22 protein-coding genes and 1 riboswitch are annotated in these 20,097 nt (G+C 63.8%); of the genes, 9 read left to right on the forward strand and 13 right to left on the reverse strand.

Going from position 1 to position 20,097, the window contains the following annotated elements; genetic code table 11:
• Positions 1–14: 14 nt before the first annotated feature.
• The 6 genes from KJJ24_RS00670 to hemL all read right to left on the reverse strand — a co-directional run bounded on the left by KJJ24_RS00670 (position 15) and on the right by hemL (position 5,854).
• Positions 15–758: an ABC transporter ATP-binding protein gene (locus KJJ24_RS00670; RefSeq protein WP_214340090.1), complete on the reverse strand. Its 744-nt coding sequence runs from the start codon at positions 756–758 to the stop codon at positions 15–17.
• Positions 755–1,552 (reverse strand): ABC transporter ATP-binding protein, encoded by a 798-nt coding sequence (locus KJJ24_RS00675; protein ID WP_214340092.1) that lies wholly within the window; start codon positions 1,550–1,552, stop codon positions 755–757. The genes KJJ24_RS00670 and KJJ24_RS00675 overlap by 4 nt, the downstream gene beginning before the upstream one ends.
• Positions 1,549–2,412 carry a branched-chain amino acid ABC transporter permease gene (locus KJJ24_RS00680; protein ID WP_250544819.1) on the reverse strand — a complete coding sequence of 288 codons (864 nt, stop codon included), beginning with the start codon at positions 2,410–2,412 and terminating at the stop codon, positions 1,549–1,551. The genes KJJ24_RS00675 and KJJ24_RS00680 overlap by 4 nt, the downstream gene beginning before the upstream one ends.
• A gap of 18 nt (positions 2,413–2,430) precedes the next feature.
• On the reverse strand, positions 2,431–3,372 hold the full coding sequence (locus tag KJJ24_RS00685; protein WP_214340094.1) for a branched-chain amino acid ABC transporter permease: 942 nt from the start codon (positions 3,370–3,372) through the stop codon (positions 2,431–2,433).
• Entirely contained in the window at positions 3,369–4,547 is a 1,179-nt protein-coding gene (locus KJJ24_RS00690; protein ID WP_250544820.1) for an ABC transporter substrate-binding protein, read from the reverse strand. Before KJJ24_RS00690 ends, KJJ24_RS00685 begins: the two co-directional genes overlap by 4 nt.
• 68 nt (positions 4,548–4,615) lie before the next feature.
• The gene (gene hemL / locus KJJ24_RS00695; protein WP_250545045.1) at positions 4,616–5,854 is read right to left on the reverse strand and encodes a glutamate-1-semialdehyde 2,1-aminomutase; all 1,239 of its coding nucleotides are present in this window, start codon (positions 5,852–5,854) and stop codon (positions 4,616–4,618) included.
• A 204-nt stretch (positions 5,855–6,058) separates the two neighbouring features.
• Here hemL and KJJ24_RS00700 point away from each other — a divergent pair, with 204 nt between their 5' ends.
• Positions 6,059–7,513 (forward strand): FAD-linked oxidase C-terminal domain-containing protein, encoded by a 1,455-nt coding sequence (locus KJJ24_RS00700; protein WP_250544821.1) that lies wholly within the window; start codon positions 6,059–6,061, stop codon positions 7,511–7,513.
• A 15-nt stretch (positions 7,514–7,528) separates the two neighbouring features.
• On the opposite strand, the gene xth is transcribed toward KJJ24_RS00700, so the two are convergent.
• Positions 7,529–8,356, reverse strand: a complete 828-nt coding sequence (gene xth / locus KJJ24_RS00705; RefSeq protein WP_214340100.1) for an exodeoxyribonuclease III — start codon at positions 8,354–8,356, stop codon at positions 7,529–7,531.
• 114 nt (positions 8,357–8,470) lie between these two features.
• On the opposite strand from xth, the gene KJJ24_RS14875 reads away from it, so the two are divergent.
• The gene (locus KJJ24_RS14875; RefSeq protein WP_250544822.1) at positions 8,471–8,818 is read left to right on the forward strand and encodes a hypothetical protein; all 348 of its coding nucleotides are present in this window, start codon (positions 8,471–8,473) and stop codon (positions 8,816–8,818) included.
• On the opposite strand, the gene KJJ24_RS00715 is transcribed toward KJJ24_RS14875, so the two are convergent.
• Complete coding sequence (locus KJJ24_RS00715; protein ID WP_214340102.1) at positions 8,763–9,614, reverse strand: lipopolysaccharide assembly protein LapB; 852 nt, start codon at positions 9,612–9,614, stop codon at positions 8,763–8,765. The genes KJJ24_RS14875 and KJJ24_RS00715 overlap by 56 nt on opposite strands.
• A gap of 103 nt (positions 9,615–9,717) precedes the next feature.
• Here KJJ24_RS00715 and KJJ24_RS00720 point away from each other — a divergent pair, with 103 nt between their 5' ends.
• From KJJ24_RS00720 to KJJ24_RS00740, 5 genes are read left to right on the forward strand one after another with little or no spacing between them, the layout of a single operon-like run.
• The gene (locus KJJ24_RS00720; RefSeq protein WP_214340104.1) at positions 9,718–10,374 is read left to right on the forward strand and encodes a hypothetical protein; all 657 of its coding nucleotides are present in this window, start codon (positions 9,718–9,720) and stop codon (positions 10,372–10,374) included.
• 2 nt (positions 10,375–10,376) lie between these two features.
• Complete coding sequence (locus tag KJJ24_RS00725) at positions 10,377–11,036, forward strand: hypothetical protein (RefSeq protein ID WP_214340106.1); 660 nt, start codon at positions 10,377–10,379, stop codon at positions 11,034–11,036.
• Positions 11,033–12,241, forward strand: a complete 1,209-nt coding sequence (larC, locus tag KJJ24_RS00730) for a nickel pincer cofactor biosynthesis protein LarC (RefSeq protein ID WP_214340108.1) — start codon at positions 11,033–11,035, stop codon at positions 12,239–12,241. Before KJJ24_RS00725 ends, larC begins: the two co-directional genes overlap by 4 nt.
• On the forward strand, positions 12,238–13,200 hold the full coding sequence (locus KJJ24_RS00735; RefSeq protein ID WP_214340110.1) for a lysylphosphatidylglycerol synthase domain-containing protein: 963 nt from the start codon (positions 12,238–12,240) through the stop codon (positions 13,198–13,200). Before larC ends, KJJ24_RS00735 begins: the two co-directional genes overlap by 4 nt.
• 22 nt (positions 13,201–13,222) lie before the next feature.
• On the forward strand, positions 13,223–13,705 hold the full coding sequence (locus KJJ24_RS00740; RefSeq protein WP_214340112.1) for a Fur family transcriptional regulator: 483 nt from the start codon (positions 13,223–13,225) through the stop codon (positions 13,703–13,705).
• On the opposite strand, the gene KJJ24_RS00745 is transcribed toward KJJ24_RS00740, so the two are convergent.
• The 5 genes from KJJ24_RS00745 to KJJ24_RS00765 form a co-directional block, all read right to left on the reverse strand.
• Positions 13,685–13,831 carry a hypothetical protein gene (locus KJJ24_RS00745; RefSeq protein WP_214340115.1) on the reverse strand — a complete coding sequence of 49 codons (147 nt, stop codon included), beginning with the start codon at positions 13,829–13,831 and terminating at the stop codon, positions 13,685–13,687. The two genes, KJJ24_RS00740 and KJJ24_RS00745, sit on opposite strands and share 21 nt — an antisense overlap.
• A 65-nt stretch (positions 13,832–13,896) precedes the next feature.
• Positions 13,897–14,472 (reverse strand): HupE/UreJ family protein, encoded by a 576-nt coding sequence (locus KJJ24_RS00750; RefSeq protein ID WP_214340117.1) that lies wholly within the window; start codon positions 14,470–14,472, stop codon positions 13,897–13,899.
• A 33-nt stretch (positions 14,473–14,505) separates the two neighbouring features.
• Positions 14,506–14,672, reverse strand: a riboswitch (cobalamin riboswitch).
• Positions 14,673–15,824, reverse strand: a complete 1,152-nt coding sequence (locus KJJ24_RS00755; protein WP_214340119.1) for a GTP-binding protein — start codon at positions 15,822–15,824, stop codon at positions 14,673–14,675.
• Between the two features lie 39 nt (positions 15,825–15,863).
• Positions 15,864–17,111, reverse strand: a complete 1,248-nt coding sequence (locus KJJ24_RS00760; RefSeq protein ID WP_250544823.1) for an iron uptake porin — start codon at positions 17,109–17,111, stop codon at positions 15,864–15,866.
• A 44-nt stretch (positions 17,112–17,155) separates the two neighbouring features.
• A complete protein-coding gene (locus tag KJJ24_RS00765; RefSeq protein ID WP_250544824.1) occupies positions 17,156–17,911 on the reverse strand; it encodes an amino acid ABC transporter ATP-binding protein in 756 nt (251 codons plus the stop codon).
• Here KJJ24_RS00765 and KJJ24_RS00770 point away from each other — a divergent pair.
• Together KJJ24_RS00770 and KJJ24_RS00775 are read left to right on the forward strand one after the other, a co-directional pair.
• A complete protein-coding gene (locus KJJ24_RS00770) occupies positions 17,910–19,442 on the forward strand; it encodes an ABC transporter permease subunit (protein WP_250544825.1) in 1,533 nt (510 codons plus the stop codon). The genes KJJ24_RS00765 and KJJ24_RS00770 overlap by 2 nt on opposite strands.
• Before the next feature lie 145 nt (positions 19,443–19,587).
• The gene (locus KJJ24_RS00775) at positions 19,588–20,070 is read left to right on the forward strand and encodes a Dps family protein (RefSeq protein ID WP_214340121.1); all 483 of its coding nucleotides are present in this window, start codon (positions 19,588–19,590) and stop codon (positions 20,068–20,070) included.
• The last annotated feature ends 27 nt before the right edge of the window (positions 20,071–20,097 follow it).

Here is a 20,097-nt window from a genome sequence, read left to right on the forward strand (position 1 = left end):
TGTCACCTGGTTGTTCAGCCTCCGAGATAAGCGGCTTTGAGTTGGGGGTTGCGGAGTAGATCTGAGGCCTGGCCGTTCAGGTGCAATCGTCCGGCTTCGAGCACATAACCCCGATCGGCGATCTCTAGAGCGGCCTGGGCGTTCTGCTCAACCAACAAGATGGTGAGGCCGCTGCGATGCAGCTCCGCCAGGATCGTCATCACGTCCGTGACCAGTTTTGGGGCCAGACCAAGGCTTGGTTCATCCAGCATCAGCAGTTCCGGTTGTCCCATTAAGGCTCGGGCGATGGCGAGCATTTGTTGTTCCCCGCCGGACAGGGCTCCTGCCTGCTGCTGCCGTCGCTCCGCCAACCTGGGGAATAAGCCGTAGCACCGCTCGAGATCAGCGGCGATGCCCTCGCGATCGCGGCGCAGGTAGGCCCCAAGCTCCAGATTGAAGGCCACACTCTGGCGGTTGAGCAGCCGGCGCCCCTCGGGACAGTGGCCGATTCCTCGTTTCAAGGTGCGGTGGGCTGGCACGGCGGCAAGATCAGCCCCGTGCCAGAGGATCCGGCCTGCAGTGGCATTCACGAGCCGTGAGATGGCTCGCAGGGTGGTGCTTTTGCCAGCGCCATTGGATCCCAGCAGGGTGACCAGCTCACCGCGCTGCACCGTTAGGGAGATGCCGGCCAGGGCCTGCACACTGCCGTAGTGCACCTGCAGCTGTTCGATTTGAAGCAGGGCGGGGAGGCTTGGAGCGTGGGTGTGCACGGTGCTCATGCGCTGCCCCCCAAATAGGCCTCGATCACGCGCGGATCCTGCTGAATCTGCTCAGGCGTGCCGAGGGCGATCAGACGTCCGAAATCCAGCACCGCCAGCCGGTGGCAGAGCTGCATCAGCAGGGGCACGTGATGCTCGATCACGATCAGGGTGAGCTGGTGCCGCTGTCGCAGCTCGGCGAGGAGGGCGCAGAGCTTGTCTTTTTCGCTGGGGTTCATGCCAGCGGCGGGTTCATCCAGCAGCAGCAGCTTGGGGCTGGTTGCCAAAGCACGGGCAATCTCCAGCCGGCGGCGATCGCCATAGGCCAGTCCTCCGGCCTCACGGTGCGCCTGATCTGTCAGCCCCAATTCCTCCAGCAGGCCAAAGGCGCGCTCCTGAAGCTCCCGTTCACCACGACGGAAGCGGGGGGTGTTGAGCAAAGCATCCACCCCATGGCCCTGGGACCGGCGGTGCAGCGCGGCCATCACGTTGTCGAGCACGGTGAGGCCGGTGAACAGACGGAGGTTCTGAAAGGTGCGGGCGATACCCAGGCGGTTGTGGCGGTCGGGGCTGAGCCCCTGCATGGCCCGGCCGCGCCAGCGGATCGAACCGCTGGAAGCTGGGGTGACGCCCGAGAGCAGATTGAACAGGGTGGTTTTGCCTGCGCCGTTCGGACCAATCAGCCCGAAGATCTCGCCCTCCTGCACGCTGAAGCTCACCTCGCTGAGGGCCTGCAGTCCGCCGAAGCGGCGGTTGATCTGATGGAGCTCCAGAAGGGGAGCTGTGGCCGGAGCAGAGGACGTGGCGCCGCTCATGGCTTCCACCTCCCGATCCGCTCGAGCAGCGCCGGCGTGACCAGCCCCTGGGGGAAACACACCGGACCCAACAGGATCACCAGACCAAACAACACCAAGCGCAGATCGCCCACGGGGCGAAGCAGCTCGGGTAGCGCGGTGAGCAGCAGGCCGCCGATCACGGGGCCGAGCCAGCTGCGGGAGCCCCCCAGGATGACGAAGGCCAGGGTGGTGATGGCCACGTCAAAGCTGCCTTGGCGGGCGTTCCAGGTGTTGAGGTAGTGGGCGGCGATCACGCCTGTGATCCCAGCCAACATGGCGCTGGCCACGAAGGCGGTGAGCTTCACCCGGGTGGTGTTGATGCCCATGCAGCGGCTCGCTAATTCGTCGTCGCGCACGGCGGCCATCGAGCGCCCGAGTGGGCTTGCTTCAAGCCGCTGAAAGAGCCAGCCCACTAGGGCCAGTAGAGCCCCGCTCAACCACACGTATCCCAAGGGCTCCTCGAAGGGTTGGGGAATGCCGAAGATCCCTGTGGCGCCGCCGGTGAAGGGCAGGTTGAGGATGGCCACCCGCACAATTTCCACCAGGGCGATGGTGGCAATCGCCAAATAGATCCCCCGCAGCCGCAGCACCGGCAGTCCCACCAACAGGGCCAGACCTGCTGTGAGTGCCGCTGCAAGCAGCATTTCGCCCAACACAGCCCCCAGGCTGATGGTTGCTTGCGGGCTGCCTTGAGTGGCCAGCAGGGCGGCCAGGGTTCCGCCAATGGCATAGAAGGCTGGCGTGGCTAGCGACAGCTGCCCCGCAGCCATCGGCACGTACACCGATAACCCCAGCAGTGCTCCAAGGAGCATCTGCACCAGCAGGCCGTTATCGATCAACGCAGATCTCCCATCGCTTCAAACCTTCTCCAGCTGTCGCCGCCCCAGCAGGCCGCTGGGGCGCAGCACCAGAACAGCGAAGAGGATGGCGAAGGCCAATGCATCACGCCAACCGGACGCTGACGGCGGGATCAGAGCCTCGGCCATCCCCATCACCAGGCCTCCCACAATCGCGCCGGGCACGCTGCCCAGCCCGCCCAGCACCAGCACCGCCAACCCCTTCAGGCCATAGCTGATGCCGAAGTAGGGCCCCGCCAAGCTCACGCTCATGCCGATCAGGCCGCCGCCTAGCCCCGCCAGCATGCCGCTGAGCAGGAAGGCCAGGCGCACGATGGCTTCGCTGTTGATGCCCAGCAGCGTTGCGGTGGTGGCGTCTTCTGCCACGGCCCGCATCGCCTTGCCGCTGCGGCTGCGCTCGAGCCAGAGGCTCAGCGCGGCAACCGCCAACGCCGAGATCAGCAGCAGCAGCACCTGAATCGTGCGGATCCGGGCACCACCGATCAGCAAGGATTCCGGTAGTTGGCCCAGGGTCGCGGCGCCCTGGGGGAAGGCATAACCCTCTGCTCCCATCAAAATCTGAAGCAGGTTCACCAGCACCACCCCGGCTCCGAGGCTGGTGATGAGCGACAGCAGGGGCTCGGCGCCGCGGCGTCGCAGCGGCGCAAAGGCGATGCGCTCCACCACCAGGCCCACCAATCCGGTGCCCAGGGCTGCCAGCACGAGGGCTAGCAAGAAGGGCAGGCCCACCGGCAAGCCCCAGCCCGGCAGCGCACCGTTCACGCCGATGTTGCCCCCCATGAATAGATACGTGAGGTAGCCCCCCAGGCTGAACAGGGCTCCCTGGGCAAAGTTGATCACCCCAAGCACCGAGAAGATCAAGGTGTAGCCCAGGGCTACCAGGGCATACACCCCGCCGCTGGCGGCGCCATTGAGCAGCGTTTGCAGCAGCGCCTCAATCACGGCCCTCCCTCCGGTAGATCCTGCTCTCGCACCAGGGTGAACTGGCCGCTGCGGCCTGAGGCATCCATGCGCACTTCGGCCACGTAGAAACGCTCCTGCACCACCTCGCCATCGCTCCGAAAGTGAATGGGGCCCAGGGGGGTGTCGTAGTGACCGGCCAAGAGTTCTTGCATCAAGCGCTTGCGGGCTTCGCCCAGGGTCACCCCGTCCAATCCGCCGCGGGCTTGCAGCCTCTGAATCGCCTCAAACAGCACCTGATAGGCGCTCCAGGCCTGGGCCGCAATCTGCCCGGGGATGCGGCCCTTGTTGGCCTCAGCAAAGACACGCCGGAACGTGCGGTTGATCGGGGTGTTGAGCTCCGGGCTGTAGGCCTGGGCGATCAGCACGCCATCGCACCAGCGCTGGCAGATCGGATAGATGTTTGGCGTGTTGAGGCCATTGCCCACCACGATCTGGCCGCGGTAGCCGAGCTCGCGCAGCTGCCGGATCAGGTTGCCGCCATCCACCGCCTGGGCTGAGATCACCACCAACTGCGGCCGCTGCTGTAGTGCGGCGGTGATCGGGTTCTGAAAATCGTTGTCGGCTAGTTGGGTGCGTTGCACGCTCACGGGCTTGAGCTTCCGTGCAGCGAGCGCCTTCTGGAAGATGGCGGTTTCGGTGGTGCTGTAAGCATCATCCTGGGCGAAGAACACAGCTACCCGCTCGGTGCTGGGCTCGCGCCGCAACGCTTCATCGATGGAGAGCGGTGCAATCACTGAGCTCTGCGCAGAAACGCGGCTGATGAACGAGCCGATCTGCGGAATGCCGCTGGCGGTATTGGACGGCGCCACCACGGGAACGGCCTGTCGCTGGGCGATCGGATCAGCGGCGAAGGCCTGCTGGGAGAGGGTGGGCCCGATCAGGGCCACCACACCCTGGCGGATCAGCAGGTTGAAGGCGGCGATGGCGCTGGGTTCGTCCGAGGCACCGTCTTCGAGTTGCAGCTGCACCGGCCGCGTCTGGGGCTTGGCTTTAAACCACTGCCGCGCCAGGCCAATGCCCATGCGCTGGTCTTGGCCATAGACATTGGCGTTGCCTGTGAGAGCTAGGGCTGCACCAAGGCGGAGCGGTGCACTGGATGGCAGCGGTTTGGCGGCCGGGTCCGTGCTGCGTCCCAGCAGGGCGAGCAAGGCCACAGCAACGGCTAGCGCCGCGGCAACGCGTGTGCTGCCGCGGCGTTTGGCCTTGATCGGATCGACGGAACTCAGGCCACCGCCGCGAAGCAGTCGCGGAAGGCACTGATGGTGGTGTCAATGTCCTCGTCGGAGTGGGCCAGCGAGGTGAAGCCGGCTTCGAAGGCGCTGGGGGCCAAATAGATGCCGCGCTCGAGCATGGCGCGGTGCAGCTTGCCGAAGCGAGCGGTGTCAGCCGCTTTGGCTTCTTCGAAGTTGCGCACAGGGCCTTCGCAGAGGAAGAAGCCGAACATGGCGCTGATCGAGCCGCCAGTGATCGGCAGGCCGGCGCTGCGGGCGCCCTCCATAATTCCTTCCACCAGCCGCTTGGTGATCGCTTCGAGGCGCTCGTAGCTACCGGGCTGCTTCAGCAGCTCCAGCGTTTTGATGCCGGCTGTCATCGCCAGGGGATTGCCGCTGAGGGTGCCGGCTTGATACATCGGGCCGGCGGGCGCCACCATGCTCATTATGTCGGCGCGGCCGCCATAGGCACCCACCGGCAGACCACCGCCGATCACCTTGCCCATCGTGGTGAGGTCGGGGGTGATGCCGAATTTGGCTTGGGCACCGCCGTAACTGATGCGGAAGCCGGTCATCACTTCGTCGAACACCAGCAGCGCACCGTTCTCTTTGGTGAGTTCGCGGATGCCTTCGAGGAAACCGGGCTCGGGGGTGATGAAGCCGGCGTTGCCCACCACGGGCTCCAGGATTACGCCAGCGATTTCGCCGGGGTTCTCAGCGAAGAGCTGCTTCACCGCCTCAAGGTCGTTGTAGGGGGCGGTAAGGGTGCTGGCCGCCGTGGTGCGCGGCACGCCCGGGGAATCAGGCAGGCCGAGGGTGGCCACGCCGGAGCCGGCCTTCACCAGGAACATGTCCGCGTGGCCGTGATAACAGCCTTCGAACTTGATGATCTTTTCGCGGCCGGTGAAGGCTCGCATCAGGCGCAGCACCGACATACAGGCCTCGGTGCCGCTGTTCACGAAGCGCACCATCTCCACCGAGGGCACTGCGTCGATCACCATCGCGGCCAGCTGGTTTTCCAGGGCGCAGGGGGCGCCGAAGCTGGTGCCCTTCTCAAGCGCGTCATGCAGGGCGCCGATCACCTCGGGATGGGCATGGCCGCAGATGGCGGGACCCCAGCTGCCGATGTAATCGATGTAGCGGTTGCCGTCCACGTCCCAGGCGTAGGCGCCTTTGACGCGGTCGAACACGATCGGCTGGCCGCCTACGGAGCGGAAGGCGCGCACGGGCGAGCTCACCCCGCCGGGCATCAGCGTCTGAGCGGCACTGAACAGTTCCTGGGACCGGGTGGTGTTGTGCACGGGAGCCGAAACAGGTGCCGAGGTCAAAACGGAATCCGCAGACGGGAGCTAGAGCGCACCATCCTTACGCAATTGCAGGCCCGAGAGTCCAGAGGTGGAACTCTCGTTAAGGTCTTGCCACCGAGACCAATCCTTGTGACGCCTGATTGGGGCTTGCTTGAACGCCGTCTACGGCCCCTGCTGCCGCCGCGTGCGGTGGTGTCCAAGCGTCAGGAGTTGCTGGCCTACGACTGTGATGGCCTCACCCTGAACCGCCATCAGCCGCGCCTCGTGGTGCTGCCAGAAACCACCCAACAGGTGGCGGCGGTGGTGAAGCTCTGCGCCGAGATGCAGGTGCCCTTCATTGCCCGCGGCAGCGGCACCGGGCTCTCGGGCGGTGCCCTGGCGGAGGAGCCTGCCTTAGTGATTGCCACCAGCCGGATGCGCCAGGTGCTTGAGGTGGATCTGGCCAACGAGCGGATCACCGTGCAGCCCGGGGTGATCAACAGCTGGGTCACCCGCGCTGTGGCCGGCGATGGCTTTTATTACGCGCCCGATCCATCCAGCCAGGTGGCCTGCAGCATCGGCGGCAACGTGGCCGAGAACTCCGGTGGCGTGCACTGCCTCAAATACGGCGTGACCAGCAACCACGTGTTGGCGATGGAGGTGGTGCTGCCGGATGGCTCGATCACCACCTTGGGTGGTGAGCTGCCAGACATGCCGGGCCTGGATCTGCGCGGCGTGTTCATCGGCAGCGAAGGCACGTTGGGGATCGCCACGGCAATCACCTTGCGGCTGCTGCGCACGCCGCAAACGGTGGCGGTGTTGCTGGCGGATTTTGCCTCGATGGCAGCGGCTGGAGAGGCCGTGCGCCTGGTGACTGGTGCAGGCGTTCTGCCGGCGGGGATGGAAATGATGGACAACCCCTGCATCCAGGCAGTGGATGATTACTTCGGGGTGGATGAATATCCGCGCGAGGCCGCTGCCGTGCTGTTAATCGAGCTCGATGGCCACGAGCTTGAGGTGAAGGAATCGGTGCAGATCGCCAGCCGCCTTTGTTTGGAAGCAGGCGCCGGCGCGGTGCGCGAGGCCTGGAGCGACGAGGCACGCGCGCGTCTGTGGAAAGGGCGCAAGAGTGCGATCTCGGCCCTCGGCCGGCAGTTCCCCAGCTATTACTTGCAAGACGGAGTGGTGCCGCGCACGGCGTTGCCCGGTGTGTTGGCGGCGATTGATCGGCTGAGTGCGGAGCATGGCCTGGCGGTGGCCAATGTGTTTCATGCCGGTGATGGGAACCTGCACCCGCTGATCCTGTACCGCGCCGGCGAGGCGGGGGTCAACGAGCGGGTGAAGGCCCTGGGTGCAGACATCCTGAGGTTGTGCATTGAGGCCGGTGGCAGCATCAGCGGCGAACACGGTGTCGGCAGCGACAAGCGCTGCTACATGGACTGGATGTTCAGCGTGGACGATCAGGCCACCATGCAGCTGGTTCGCCGGGCCATGGATCCAGAGGGCCTGGCCAATCCAGGCAAGTTGTTCCCCACGCCCAAAACCTGCGGTGAATCGCTGCGGCGCCAGGTGGAGTTGCGGGCAGCGGGCGTGAAGCTACCGGTCGAGGCCTTGGTGTTCTGAGGGCATTCGAGGCCTTCATCCCCAGTCGTCTTGTTCATTCTCTTCGGGGGGCCAGATGAGGTTCACCACCACCGGTGCGTGATCGCTGGGTTGGGTGTTACCGCGAGGTGCCTTATCGATGACGCAACCTGTGGCGCAGCTGAGCAGATCCTCTGAGAGGTAGATGTGATCGATGCGCCAGCCCTGGTCACGGTCCCAGGCGCCGCTGCGGTAATCCCACCAGCTCCAGTGGCCGCTGGACGGTTCGAACACACGAAACGCATCGGTGAGGCGCCCCGCAAGGGCAGCCTGCAGGGCCTGGCGTTCGGGGGCGCTGGCCATGATCCCGCCGGTGAGGCGTTCGGGATCATGCAAATCGCACGCTTCGAGGCCGATGTTGAAGTCGCCCACCATGCAGAGCGGATCAGCCTGAGCTTCCTGCCTCTCCAAATAGCGCTTCAGGCATCCCAACCACTGCAGCTTGTAGGGGTACTTCTCACTGGAGAGTGAGCTGCCATTAGGCACATAAAGATTGAGCACCCGCACTCCGTCGATCAGGGCGCTGATCACGCGCTTCTGGTCACTCAGCGCCGATGCTTCCGGATCGTTGGGCAGCAGGGCGGTGAAGCCGATCTGCTCATCTTCAATCGGTAGCCGGCTGATCAAGGCCACGCCGTTGTAGGCCTTCTGGCCACTGATAGCGCAGCTGTAGCCGAGCTCCTCGAAGGCGGCATGGGGAAACAGCTCATCGGCCACCTTTGTTTCCTGAAGGCAGAGCACATCGGGCTGTGCCTGCTTCAGCCAGGTCAGCACCTGATCAAGCCGCGTGCGCACGGAGTTCACGTTCCAGCTGGCGATGCGCATGGGCGGGGCCGGTGGTGTGGCAAGGCAATCGACCCCAGCTTCTCGTAGCGCCGCAGCACACCATTTGCAAAAAGGGCCCGCCTACGATTGCTGCACCAATCGCATCGAACGGTGATGGATCGCTCCTTGTCATTCCGACGCGGTGCATTCCTGATGGGCGGGGCTGTAGTGCTCATGGCCGCCGCTGCACTGCCCCCGGCAGCCGTTCGCGCTGATTACAGCTCCTGGGGAATGTCCACCCAGGAGCAACAGATTTATGACTACGGCCCCGGGGGGAGCAACACCGGTGGTTCAAAGAGCAACAGCGTGCTGGATTCAGCCAATCCCATTGATCTGATGAACAAGATCCGACGCGGCACCGCGATGGATGACGCCACCCCTCCAGGTGATGCCATCGATGCGGCCCTCAAGGAGCTGGACGCTCAGAATTCGGGGGTGTCGTCCCAGGTGAAGGCTCCTTAGGCGATTCAACCTTGCCTTGCCGCAGTTGGGTGATTCCCCAGCTGGCAGCCACCCGATCCAGTCGTGTGTCCTTGTTGCCGGGCTGACGGTTGCGGGCTTGAGCCAGCGCTTCCTGGGCGGCCTTGCTGTTGCCCTGTTCTTGGCGGAGCAGGGCAAGCGCTAGTAGCGGCCTGGGATCCCTGGGAAACTCGGCCGCCAGCTTGGTGTAGGTAGCGGCGGCTTCGGCCTGTTGCCCCATCCGCTGCTGCAGGTCTCCCAGGAGCAGGCTTAGCGGCAGCACCTGGGGTTGCACGGCCGGCTTTCTACCGTTCACGATCAGCGTCTTCAGCTGCGCCTGGGCCTGGCCGCCTCGGCCCTGCTCCAGTTGCAACAGAGCCATCAGTTGCAGAGCCTCGATTCGGTTGGGGCTGAGGTTGAGCAGCTGGCGCAGCTCCCGCTCAGCCGCCGCGCGATTGTTGTTTTGGCGATGCAATTCCGCCAGCAGCAGTCGCAGCTGCCAGCGCCGGGGCTGCTGATCGGCCAGTTGCTCCAGCAGCGCCGTTGCCTCCTCTGATTGGTTCAACACCAGCAGCAGCTGCACCAGGCGCTGTTGTTCAGCTTCGCTGGCGCCGCCATCCAACAGCTTCTGGCGCAGTTGATCGGCTTGGCGCTCCACCGCGGCCTGGGAGCGGTCGCTCTCCACACCGCGGCTCCGCTGCCCCAGCCACCAGCCGCCCGCCATGGAGCCGCCCACCAAAACAAACGCCCCCAGGCCGAGCAGTAGCCCTCGGGGATTGGTGCTGGCGCGTGGCGGCATGGTTCAGCGCATGGATGTGACTCAGTCTGGGGCCATGGCAAGGGCTGGTTACATTGGCGGCCGGGCCATGGACAACACGAGCGCCCAGAGGGTTTCAGCCACGATGCGTCAACACCCCATTTCCCCGGTCACCGAACCGATGCAGTACCGGGCCATCGGTGTGGTGCGGGGGACCTATGTGCCCGAAGATCCCGAACAGCTCACCCGCGGCACTCTGCAGGCCGAAGACGGCACCGAGATCGAAGCGGTGGTGCTGGGCAGGGTGCTCACGCTGATGCGCCGCCATCTCGATCTGAGCAAGCCTCACCTTTGGGTGGCCTATCCCCGCTTTCGCGACCCCGACAAACTCCATCTGCAGCTGGTGGGTGTATGGGAACCAAGCACCCTGGCTGCCACGGCGATCGCCACCGAGAGCGCTGCTGAAGCCGAGGCCGATGCGCCCCCCAGCGATGATCTGCCGGAGGGAGATGGCTATTTCTCCGTGCGCGGTGAGCTGATCTACACCCGGCCCGAGGATGGAGACCTGGTGGTCAAGATCCGGCAGCAGCCGCGTGCGGACGGCTCGCGTCCCACGCCGTTCAAGCTGCAGCTGCGCGGAGAGATTGCGGCTGAGCATCTGCGTCACTTTGTGTCGCTGGATCTGCGCCGGCAGGGGCAGCAGCTGCAGGTGGAGGAGCACGAAGTGATTGCGCCCGTGCCCCAGCGTGGTGGCAAGGGCCGCGGCCCCGGCCGCGGTGGGCGTCCCGCCGGCCGGCGCTAACCATGGCGCCGCCGGAGCGGGGTCCCAGCTCCGACCAGGGCTCCACGGCAGCCCTCTCTGCCGGCGGCGCTGTGGCGGTGATCACCGTGCTGGCGGTGGTGGGGCCACCCCTCGGCCTGTCGCCTTGGTTGATTGCTGTGGCGGCCGGTGGAGGCTTGGTGGCTCTCACGCTGGATGCGGCCCGTTTCGGCGGGTTGGGTGGCCATCTGCTGGCCGAAGCGTTGCCGGCTGGCATCGGCACCGCTCGTTTGCGGCGTATCGCCATTCATGAAGCAGGCCATGTGCTCGTGGCCGCCGACAACGATCTGCCGGTGAAACAGGTGTTCGTGGGTAGCCGCGCCTGCCTGCGCGAAGGGCTCAGCGCCAATGGCACCACGCAGCTCGAACCTCCGGCCCACGCCAAACTGCCGCTTGAGGATCTGCGCCGATGGAGCCGTGTGCTGCAGGCCGGGATGCTGGCCGAGCAGTTGGTGTATGGCGGATCCCGTGGCGGTGCCGATGATCGAGCCCTGCTAGGCCGGCTCTGGGGGTTATCGGGCTACGACGTGACCACTGCTCAGAACGAACAACGCCGAGCGCGCCGTGAGGTGGAGCAGTGGCTGCGGCAGCGCCGCAGCGAGCTGGAAGAGCGCGCTGAGCGTTTGCTGGTGGAAGCCCGATGAGCGCAGCCCAGCCGCTGGCTTGGGTGGATTGCCCAACGGGTCTGGCCGGCAACATGTTGTTGGCGGCCCTGCTGGATCTCGGGCTGCCTGAGGCGGTGGTGGCTCAACCACTGGCGGCCCTGGGCTTGGGCGAGGCCTATCGCCTGGAATGCCGGGAGACCCGGAGCTGTGGCCTGCGGGGCATGCAGCTGGAGGTGGCACTGACCGAACCTTCTCCGCCCCACCGGCACTGGGGCGAGCTGCGCCAGCAGATCGCAGCAGCGCCTTTGGAGCCGGCGCTGCAACAGCGCGTGCTGGAGGTGTTTGCCCTGTTGGCTGACGCCGAAGCGGCGGTGCATGGTTGTGCGGCCGAGGCGGTGCATTTCCACGAGGTGGGTGCCGTTGATGCGCTGGTGGACGTGGTGGGTGTGTGTGCGGGCTTCCAGCATTTCGGCGTGAAGCAGCTGGTGTGCACGCCGCCACCTGCAGGCCATGGCCGTGTACGCACCGCCCATGGCCTGCTCCCTTTGCCGGCACCAGCGGTGCTGGAGCTCGCCAGGCGCCGGCAGGTTCCGCTCGCCGCCAGCGACGACTTCCCCGCCGCGGAACTCACCACGCCAACGGGCATGGCGCTGATGGCGGTGCTGGCGGATCGTTTCGGCCAGGCTCCAGCACTGCGTCCAGGGGCGGTGGGTGTTGGCCTTGGCACCCGTCAGTTGGATCGCCCCAATCTGCTGCGGTTGGTGCTGGCTGATCCGCTTCAGTCTGGCCAGGGAGAGCTGCAGGAAACGCTGTTGCAGCAGCAGGCCCAGCTGGATGATTGCAGCGCTGAAGATCTGGCGTTGTTGATGGAGGCCCTGCGTAACGCCGGTGCCCTGGAGGTGTTTCACCAGCCCCTGCTGATGAAGAAAGGGCGCCCTGGACATCTGGTGACCGTGCTGGCCCAGCCGGATCAGGGCACAGCCCTACGCTCCGTTTGGTGGCACTACGGCAGCAGCATCGGGGTGCGGGAGCAGCTGCAGCAGCGGCTGAGCCTGCCGCGCGAGATCCTCTCGATCGAGACCCCCTGGGGCGTTGTGCGCGTCAAGCGCTCGCGGCGGCCGGATGGCAGCTGGCTGTGCAAGCCGGAGGCCGATGATCTGGCAGCCATGGCTGCCCGCCATCAGCTGCCGGTGGAGCGGCTGCGGCGTGCTGTGCTGGCCCTGGTGGAGGAGCCCCTGCCATGAAGCGCTTGCCTGCTCTGCCTGGTGGGGCGAAGCTTTGGGTCTCGCTGGTCAGTGGTGGCTTTGTGTTGGCGGCCTTGCTGGGCCATGGCCGGCAGCTGCTGCAATTGAGCCTTGATGGCCAGGGTTGGTGCTGGCTGCTCTTGGGGGTGGGGCTCAGTCTGCTCAGCCTGGTGGCCAATGCCTGTGCCTGGGGCTTCTGTCTGCGCTGGCTGGGGCAGCAGCCCCGCTGGATCGCTCTGATCGCACTTTTTCTCAGTTCCAACCTGCGCAAATACCTTCCTGGTGGGGTGTGGCATCTGGTGGCGCGGCTGCGGGCCCTCAAGGCCGATCCGGGGCCGGAAGCACCCGTTGCGCTTCAGCCCCTGAGCACCCCACAGGCACTGGTGGCGGTGCTGCTCGATCCACTGCTGGCAGCGGTTGCGGCGCTCGCTCTGGTCCCCCTAGGGGGCTGGCAGTCGGGGCTGGCTCTGGGCTGTCTGCTGCCTCTGCTGCTGTTGCTGCCACGCTGGCTGAATCCGCTGATGCAGCGCTTGGAGCAGCAGCGGGCCCAGCAGTTGGCCCAGCGCGGGCTCTTGGACGGTGAGCTCGATGCCTTGCCGCCGGCGCTGCCGGGATACCCCTGGCCGCCTCTGCTGGCTGAGCTGGGGTTTGTGTTGCTGCGCTTCGCTGGATTTGCCTGTTGCGTGCAGGCCTTTGATTTGTCGTTTGCCCTTGGCTGGGGCAGCTGGCTGGCGGGCTTTGCTCTGGCCTGGACCGCGGGGCTGGTGGTGCCGGGAGCGCCTGGAGGTCTTGGTGTGTTCGAGGCGGTGCTGCTGCTCCGTCTGGCCTTTGCGGTCCCCGAAGCGCCTCTGTTGGCGGTGGTGATCAGCTACCGGCTTGTGAGCACGCTTGCCGATCTGATCGGGGCTATCAGCGCCCGTGCGGACGTGGCATCGGTTCGCAACAGCCGTTACTGTTGAGAAGAGCGCCACGTCTGCCTGCATGCCTGCCGTACCGGCGCCCGATCTGCCAGCGGAAGCGTTGCGCAGCAGCCTGCATGGCCGCGGCCAGAGGCTCACGCCCCAGCGTCAGCGGGTTCTGTCGTTGTTTGAGCGGTTGGGCGAAGGCACCCACCTCAGCGCCGAGGAGGTGCACCAGAGGCTCCTGCGCGCCGAGGAGCGTGTATCGCTAGCTACCGTATATCGCACCCTGCGGCTGTTGAGCTCCATGGAGCTACTGCGGGAGCTGGAGCTGCCCGAAGGCGGTCGCCGCTTTGAGCTGGCCAGCGATGACGATCATCGCGATCATCACCACCTGGTATGTGTGCGCTGCGGACACACCGAGGAATTTGAAAGCCAAGCCGTACTCATGGCTGGCGAGCAGGCGGCCGGTGACCACGGCTTTCGTCTGCTGGAGTGTGTTCTCAATGTGAGGGCGCTATGCCCGAGTTGTGCCGCAGCTGAATCAGCGCTGATGCCGAGCTGATCGCACTGGCACCAGCACCGGCTGCATCAGACCGCCACCACCGTTGTCGTCATCAGAGCCGGCAGCCAACCAAGCGATCACTCCAGCCAAGGTGAACACGGCGGAGAGCAGAATCAGATCGGCCAAAGCGCTGGACGCGATTGGGATCACGCTAGCGGGATTGTCCAGCGCTGGTGTTGCAATGGCTGCCGTTACAGCGGCGCGAGGGCCAGAACACCACCGAGCAGAGCAAGCGCACCGGCTGCCCACTGGCTCTGGCGCTGATTGAACTGGCGGCCTGCCAGGAAGCTCAGCCCGATCACCAGCGAGGCGGTGAGCAGCGCTCCCAGCCACCAACCGGCGGTGCCACTGGCTTCTTGACCGTGAAGCATGGCGTGAACGGCCACAGCCGCACCCATCACGCCCCCGAGCACGGGCAGCGGTCGCATCAGGTTGCGGCTCAGGAGCAGTGCTGCACCCAGGCCACTCACAGCCAGGGCTGCTAGCACTTCGGCGCCGGGCAGATGACCGCCAAAGCTGCCGAACACGCTTCCCAGGAGTGCTCCGCCAAGGGCGACGCCCAACAGCAAAGACCCGAACTGGGCAGCGGCAAAGCCCACGCCCACCAACAGCAACAGGTGATCAATGCCCAGCAGGGGATGCAGGGCCCCACCCAAAACGCCGGCATCGGCGTTGCCGTGGGCGCCGGCAGGAAGGGTTGAAAGCAGGCTGAGGCCAAAGCCTGCGGCGCTGCTGAGCAGTAGGGAGCGAGTCAGCTTGGAGGTCATGGGCAGTGCCGGTCCGCGCCGGTGCTGATAAGGAAACGAGAGGCAAAGAGCGGCGAGCGTTCTGACTGAGGGGTCTGCCCTACCGGCAGGCCCCATCACAGCTGCGGGACAGTGCCGGAATAACAGCCAGGGCTGCTCACCGGACTTTCCTCGTTGCCATCCCGGGCTGAATCCGGAAAACCGCTCTTTGCAGTATGGCCTCAGACGAAGCCCTTGCCTGCATCCTTGGCCACGCAGGCTTGGAGCTGCTTGCGCAGCAGGGCATGGTCGAGGTTCTTGCCGATCAGCACCAGCTGGTTCTTGCGCTCAGCGGCTGAGCTCCAGTCGCTGTCGTCGATGGAGAAGCGCTTGCCGGCCAGGTGGAACACGTGGCGTTTGTCGCTTTCGTTAAACCAGAGGATGCCCTTGGCACGGAATACGCCGGCCGGCAGCTGGTTGTCGAGGAAATTCTGGAATTTGCGCAGGGCGAAGGGGCCTTCGCTGCTGAATGACAGCGAGGTGAATCCTTCGATTGCCAGGTGATCGGGATGGTTGTGGCTGTGATCGTGCGCGTGGCTGTGGCTGTGGCTGTGGCCGTGGCTGTGGCTGTGGCCGTGATCGTGGCTGTGATCGTGGTGGTCATGGCTGTGGCCGTGCTCATGCTCATGCACGCAATGGCCGTGGTCGTGATCGCAGTCGTCATGGTTCTGCTTGGCGACCACTTTGTCGCTTTCAAACAGGCCCACGCTCAGCAGCAGCGGCAGGCTCACATCACCCTTCACCGAATGCAGGATGCGGGCATCGGTCTTGATCTCTCGCAGACGGCTTTCCACCTCCGCCAAGCGCTCCTCTCCCACCAGGTCGCACTTGTTGAGCAGCAGGATGTCGCCATACACCACCTGGGCGCGGGCCACCTCACCATCGAGGATCTCGTCGCTGAAGTTCTCGGCGTCAATCAAGGTGATGATTGAATCGAGCCTGGTGGTATCGCGTAGATCACTACCGAGGAAGGTCATGGCCACCGGCAGGGGATCGGCCAATCCAGTGGTCTCCACCACCAGATAATCCACCCGTTCGGGCCGATCGAGGATGCGATACACCGCATCGAGCAGCTCGCCGTTGATCGAGCAACAGATGCAGCCGTTGCTCAGCTCCACCATGTCGTCGCCGGTGGCGATGATCAGGTCATTGTCGATGCCGATCTCCCCAAATTCGTTCACCAGAACGGCCGTTTTCACCCCCTGCTGGTTGCTGAGGATGTGATTCAGCAGCGTGGTTTTGCCGGCGCCCAGGAAGCCGGTGAGGATTGTGACGGGTAGGGGAGCGGTGGTGGCGACGCTCTTGGTCGCAGGGGAAGTCGCGCTGGCGGTCACGTGCGGGCAGGTGTGATGGCGATGGGGAGAGTCTGATCCCTAAAAGGAGAAGCTGGTTTTCACGAGGCCCCCCAATTGCGCGAAGCTCTGGCCAGAGGGTGTGTCAGCCCCCAGTGGGCGACTCAGATAGAACAGCCCCGGAGTGATGCTCACGTTGTCGCTGATCTGGTAGCGATACCACCACTCCCAGATCAGATTCCCATCGTTCGGGGGGGCACCGCTGGTGAGGCTGGTGGCAAAGGTGGGCTCCCCAACGGCCATGCCAAGGATGTTGCCCGGCAAGAAGGCGTCATCCCACTGCAGGCCCACGCTCCACGATTGACTGACGCTGACAAGCGCGGGGTTGCTTGCCTTGGCGCTGTACGTCGTCTGGTTGATCCCCCAGCCGGCACTGATCGACGGCGCCCAGCCACGTTGTGTTGGCTGCCAGTAAGCGCTGACGCCGAAAGCGTCGGTGCTGCCGCTGCGGCTGAGGCTGGTGATGGTGAAGGTGGTGCCGTAAGGAACTGCACGTCTGTCGTTCTCCAGGTGGGAGTAGATCGCTGCGATGCCCCAGCCCGGCGCCTGATAGCCGATCTGAACGCTGGTAGCACCTCCTGAATCAGACGTGGAGGCAAAGTTGGAAGCTCCATTGGCAGCCACGTAATTAGCGCTGATCGCCAGCCCCTGGCGCTGCCACCAGACCCCTGCCCCAGCACCGAGAGTCATGTTGTTGGCCCCGATGGCACCGGCAAACGACATCAGATCGAGGATGCTTTCAGTCGGGTAGAGACTGGGGGTGATCGCCAACATGTTGTCTTGTTCAACCCGGCCACCCAAGGTGAATGTGAAATCACCGATAGGAACTTGGTAGAAGATCCGGTTGATCGCTAGTCGGTTGGGGCCAGACTGCTCTTGAAAGGCAACTTCTAGTTGCGAAAGGGTGCTTGGTCCGGCACCGGAAAAGCTGTTATTTAGCTTCTCAAAGTTTCCGGATCTCAATCGTATGTGGAGTAGGTCGCGCCCTGTGAAGCTGGTATCTAGAATGAGTTTGACGTCGTAATTGAAGGTGGTAGCTCCAAACGATTGCTTGCTTGTATTAACTAGTCTCTTCGCGCTTCCTTGAAAGTGATTACTGCCAGTTACAAAGCTCGAGTTGATGGTGAGGGTGGTGGTGGGTGAGAAGCGCAACGCATCCAGTGCTTGGATGCGTTGTTCAAGCTCAGTGTGCTCGTCTTCAGCTTTTGCGGGGGCCGTGCTGATGCTGAGACCGATCAGCAGGGCAAAAAGGCTTCGAATACGTGGCACGATCGTATGGTTTGTGTGTTATCCGGCTAGTTCTGTAGCGCTAGCTATTGACGGCTCAGAAAGGATTTCAGACGCTCGCTGCGGGGGGTTGTGAAGACATCGGCGGGCTTGCCTTCTTCTTCGATCAGGCCGTTATTAAAGAACAGCACATGATTGGAAACCTCACGGGCGAATCGCATTTCATGGGTCACGACCAACATTGTCATCCCGGTTTCCGCAAGCAGCCGCATGACTTGCAGCACCTCAACGACCAGCTCGGGGTCGAGAGCACTTGTGGGCTCATCAAACAACATCACCGCGGGGTTCATGCACAGGCTGCGGGCAATTGCCACGCGCTGTTTCTGTCCACCCGACAGCTGAGCGGGATAGGCGGCGCTGCGATGGCCCAGGCCGACTTGCTCGAGGTGGTGCCGTGCGCGCTGTTCGCATTCGGCTAGAGATAGTTGCAGCACCTGGCGCGGCGCGAGCACCAGGTTTTCCAGAACGGTGAGATGGGGAAAGAGATTGAATTGCTGAAACACCATGCCAACGTTCACGCGGAGTTGGCGCAGGTTTTGCCAGTGCATGGCCGTGCCTGGAACGGCCTGCCCCATGACCTCCAGGCTGCCCTGCTCAAAGCTTTCCAGCCGGTTGAGGCAGCGCAGAAACGTGCTTTTGCCGCAGCCGGATGGTCCGATGATCGACACCACATCGCCGGCATGAACGGTGGCACTCACTCCGCGCAGCACGCTGATATCGCCATAGCTTTTGTGCAGATCACGGCACTGCAGCACAGGGGCGGAGGTTGATGTGCTGATCATGGGAGCTCTGGGAGGACGCCTCGGTATGGCCCATCCGCTTCGGCGCAGTCTGCATGAACACATCCGCAGGTGGCGTGGCTGGGTTCTGGCCTTGGTGGCGATGGTGGCGGTGGTGCTGCCGGCTGGCAGTGGTGGCGCCTCAGGCGCTCCATGGCGGGTTGGAACCGATCCCACGTTCCCACCTTTTGAGTATCGCAATGCTCAAAACGGCGCGATCTCTGGTTTCGATATTGACCTGATGCAGGCGATCGGTGAGGAAACCGGTCATCCAATCCGATGGGTGCCGCTGCCCTTCGATGGCTTGATTCCCGCTCTGCAGGCTCGCAGTGTGGATGCGGCCATCAGTGCGATGACCATCACGGCTCAGCGCTCGCGTGCGATTGATTTCAGTCGTCCGTATTTCAAGGCAGGCCAGGCGATTGTTGTGCGGGATAACGGCCCTGCCTACGAACAGTTGGCGCAATTACAAGGCCGCCGCATTGCCGTGCAGATCGGCACCACCGGCGCCTTGGAGGCCAGCCAAGTGCCTGGCGCCAAGGTGAGCAGTTTTGATTCCACGCCTCTGGCCCTGCAGGAGTTAGCCAATGGCAATGCCGATGCTGTGGTGAGTGATGTGCCTGCGATTCTCTATGCCATTGACCAGGCCAAGCTCACGGGCCTGCGCATCTCAGGGGAGCATCTCAGCACCGAGTTTTATGGGATTGCGTTGCCCATGAACTCGCCAATCACCGCTGATGTGAATCGCGGGCTGGATGCCCTGATCCGGAGTGGTCGCTACGCTGATCTGTATCGCGAGTGGTTTGCGGCGGATCCTGCAGATCTGCCGGAGCGTGCTCCCGCATTGGATGCTGCCTCATCGCCTCTTGCGGGTCTTGACCTTCATGTGTTGGCGCTGAATCTGCTGAAGGGGGCCGCCATCACTCTGATGCTCACGGCCCTCTCTTTCAGCTTTGGTTTGATGGGGGGAATCGCGCTTGCAGTGTTGCTGCAGGCTCCCTGGCGGTTAGCCCATGGGCTCTGCCGCGTCTATATCGACTTCTTCCGCGGCACCCCAATGTTGGTGCAGCTGTTTCTGATCTATTTCGGCCTCCCGGCGCTACTGCAGAGCATGGAGGTGCCGTTCACGATCAACCGCTTAGCGGCGGCGGTGACTGCTCTTAGCCTCAATGTGGCGGCCTATCTGGCGGAAACCCTGCGCAGTGGCATCGAATCGATCGATCGGGGGCAATGGGAAGCGGCAGATGCACTGGGGCTGAGCCCGCTGGAGCGAATGCGCTTCGTGATCGCACCTCAGGCTCTACGCCGTGTGCTGCCGCCACTGGCCAATGAATTCATCACTCTGATCAAAGACACCAGCTTGGCCGCGGTGATTGGTTTTGATGAGTTGTTCCGCCAGGGGCAGTTGATGGTGGCCACCACCTACCGGGCTTTTGAAATTTATATCGCGGTAGCTCTTGTGTATTTGCTGATGACCACCACGGCGTCTCTATTGTTTAAGCGGCTAGAGGCCCGCTGGCAGCTTCCTGCCTAAGCCCCAGGATCGAAAGGCGTTTCGATCCTGGCGGGACGCCTGAGCATGGCTACGGATCCCTGGTCGCTCGTCGACCTGCTACGCCGGCAGGGCTGACACGGCAGCTTGCGCTAACTAGGGTTTTGACAGGAACAACACGTTCTCCATGATTGCCGCTCCTCCTATTGACATCGGTATCCCTGCCGATCAACGCGCCAACATCGCTGAAGGGCTTGGTCGCGTGCTTGCTGACAGCACTGTGCTGTATGCCAAAACCCATGGCTTCCACTGGAACGTGACGGGGCCGATGTTCAATACGCTCCATTTGATGTTTATGGAGCAATACACCGAGCTCTGGACGGCCCTTGATGAGATTGCTGAGCGCATCCGGGCTTTGGGCCACAAGGCTCCCTTTGGGGGCAGCATCTACAGCAGCTTGTCGACGATTCCTGAAACTCAGGGTGTGCCTGCTGCCATGGAGATGGTGCATGAGTTGGTGCAGGGTCATGAAGCTGTGGCACGCACGATCCGTGTGGTGTTTGCCATGGCTGACGAGGCGAATGATCAGCCCACAGCTGATCTGCTAACCCAGCGACTGCAAATCCACGAGAAGACAGCCTGGATGCTTCGCAGCCTGTTGGAAACCTGACACCCCCTCGTGCCATTGCTTACACGC

The sequence above is a fragment of the Synechococcus sp. LA31 genome, from assembly GCF_018502385.1.
In the GTDB taxonomy this organism is placed as follows: Bacteria; Cyanobacteriota; Cyanobacteriia; order PCC-6307; family Cyanobiaceae; genus Vulcanococcus.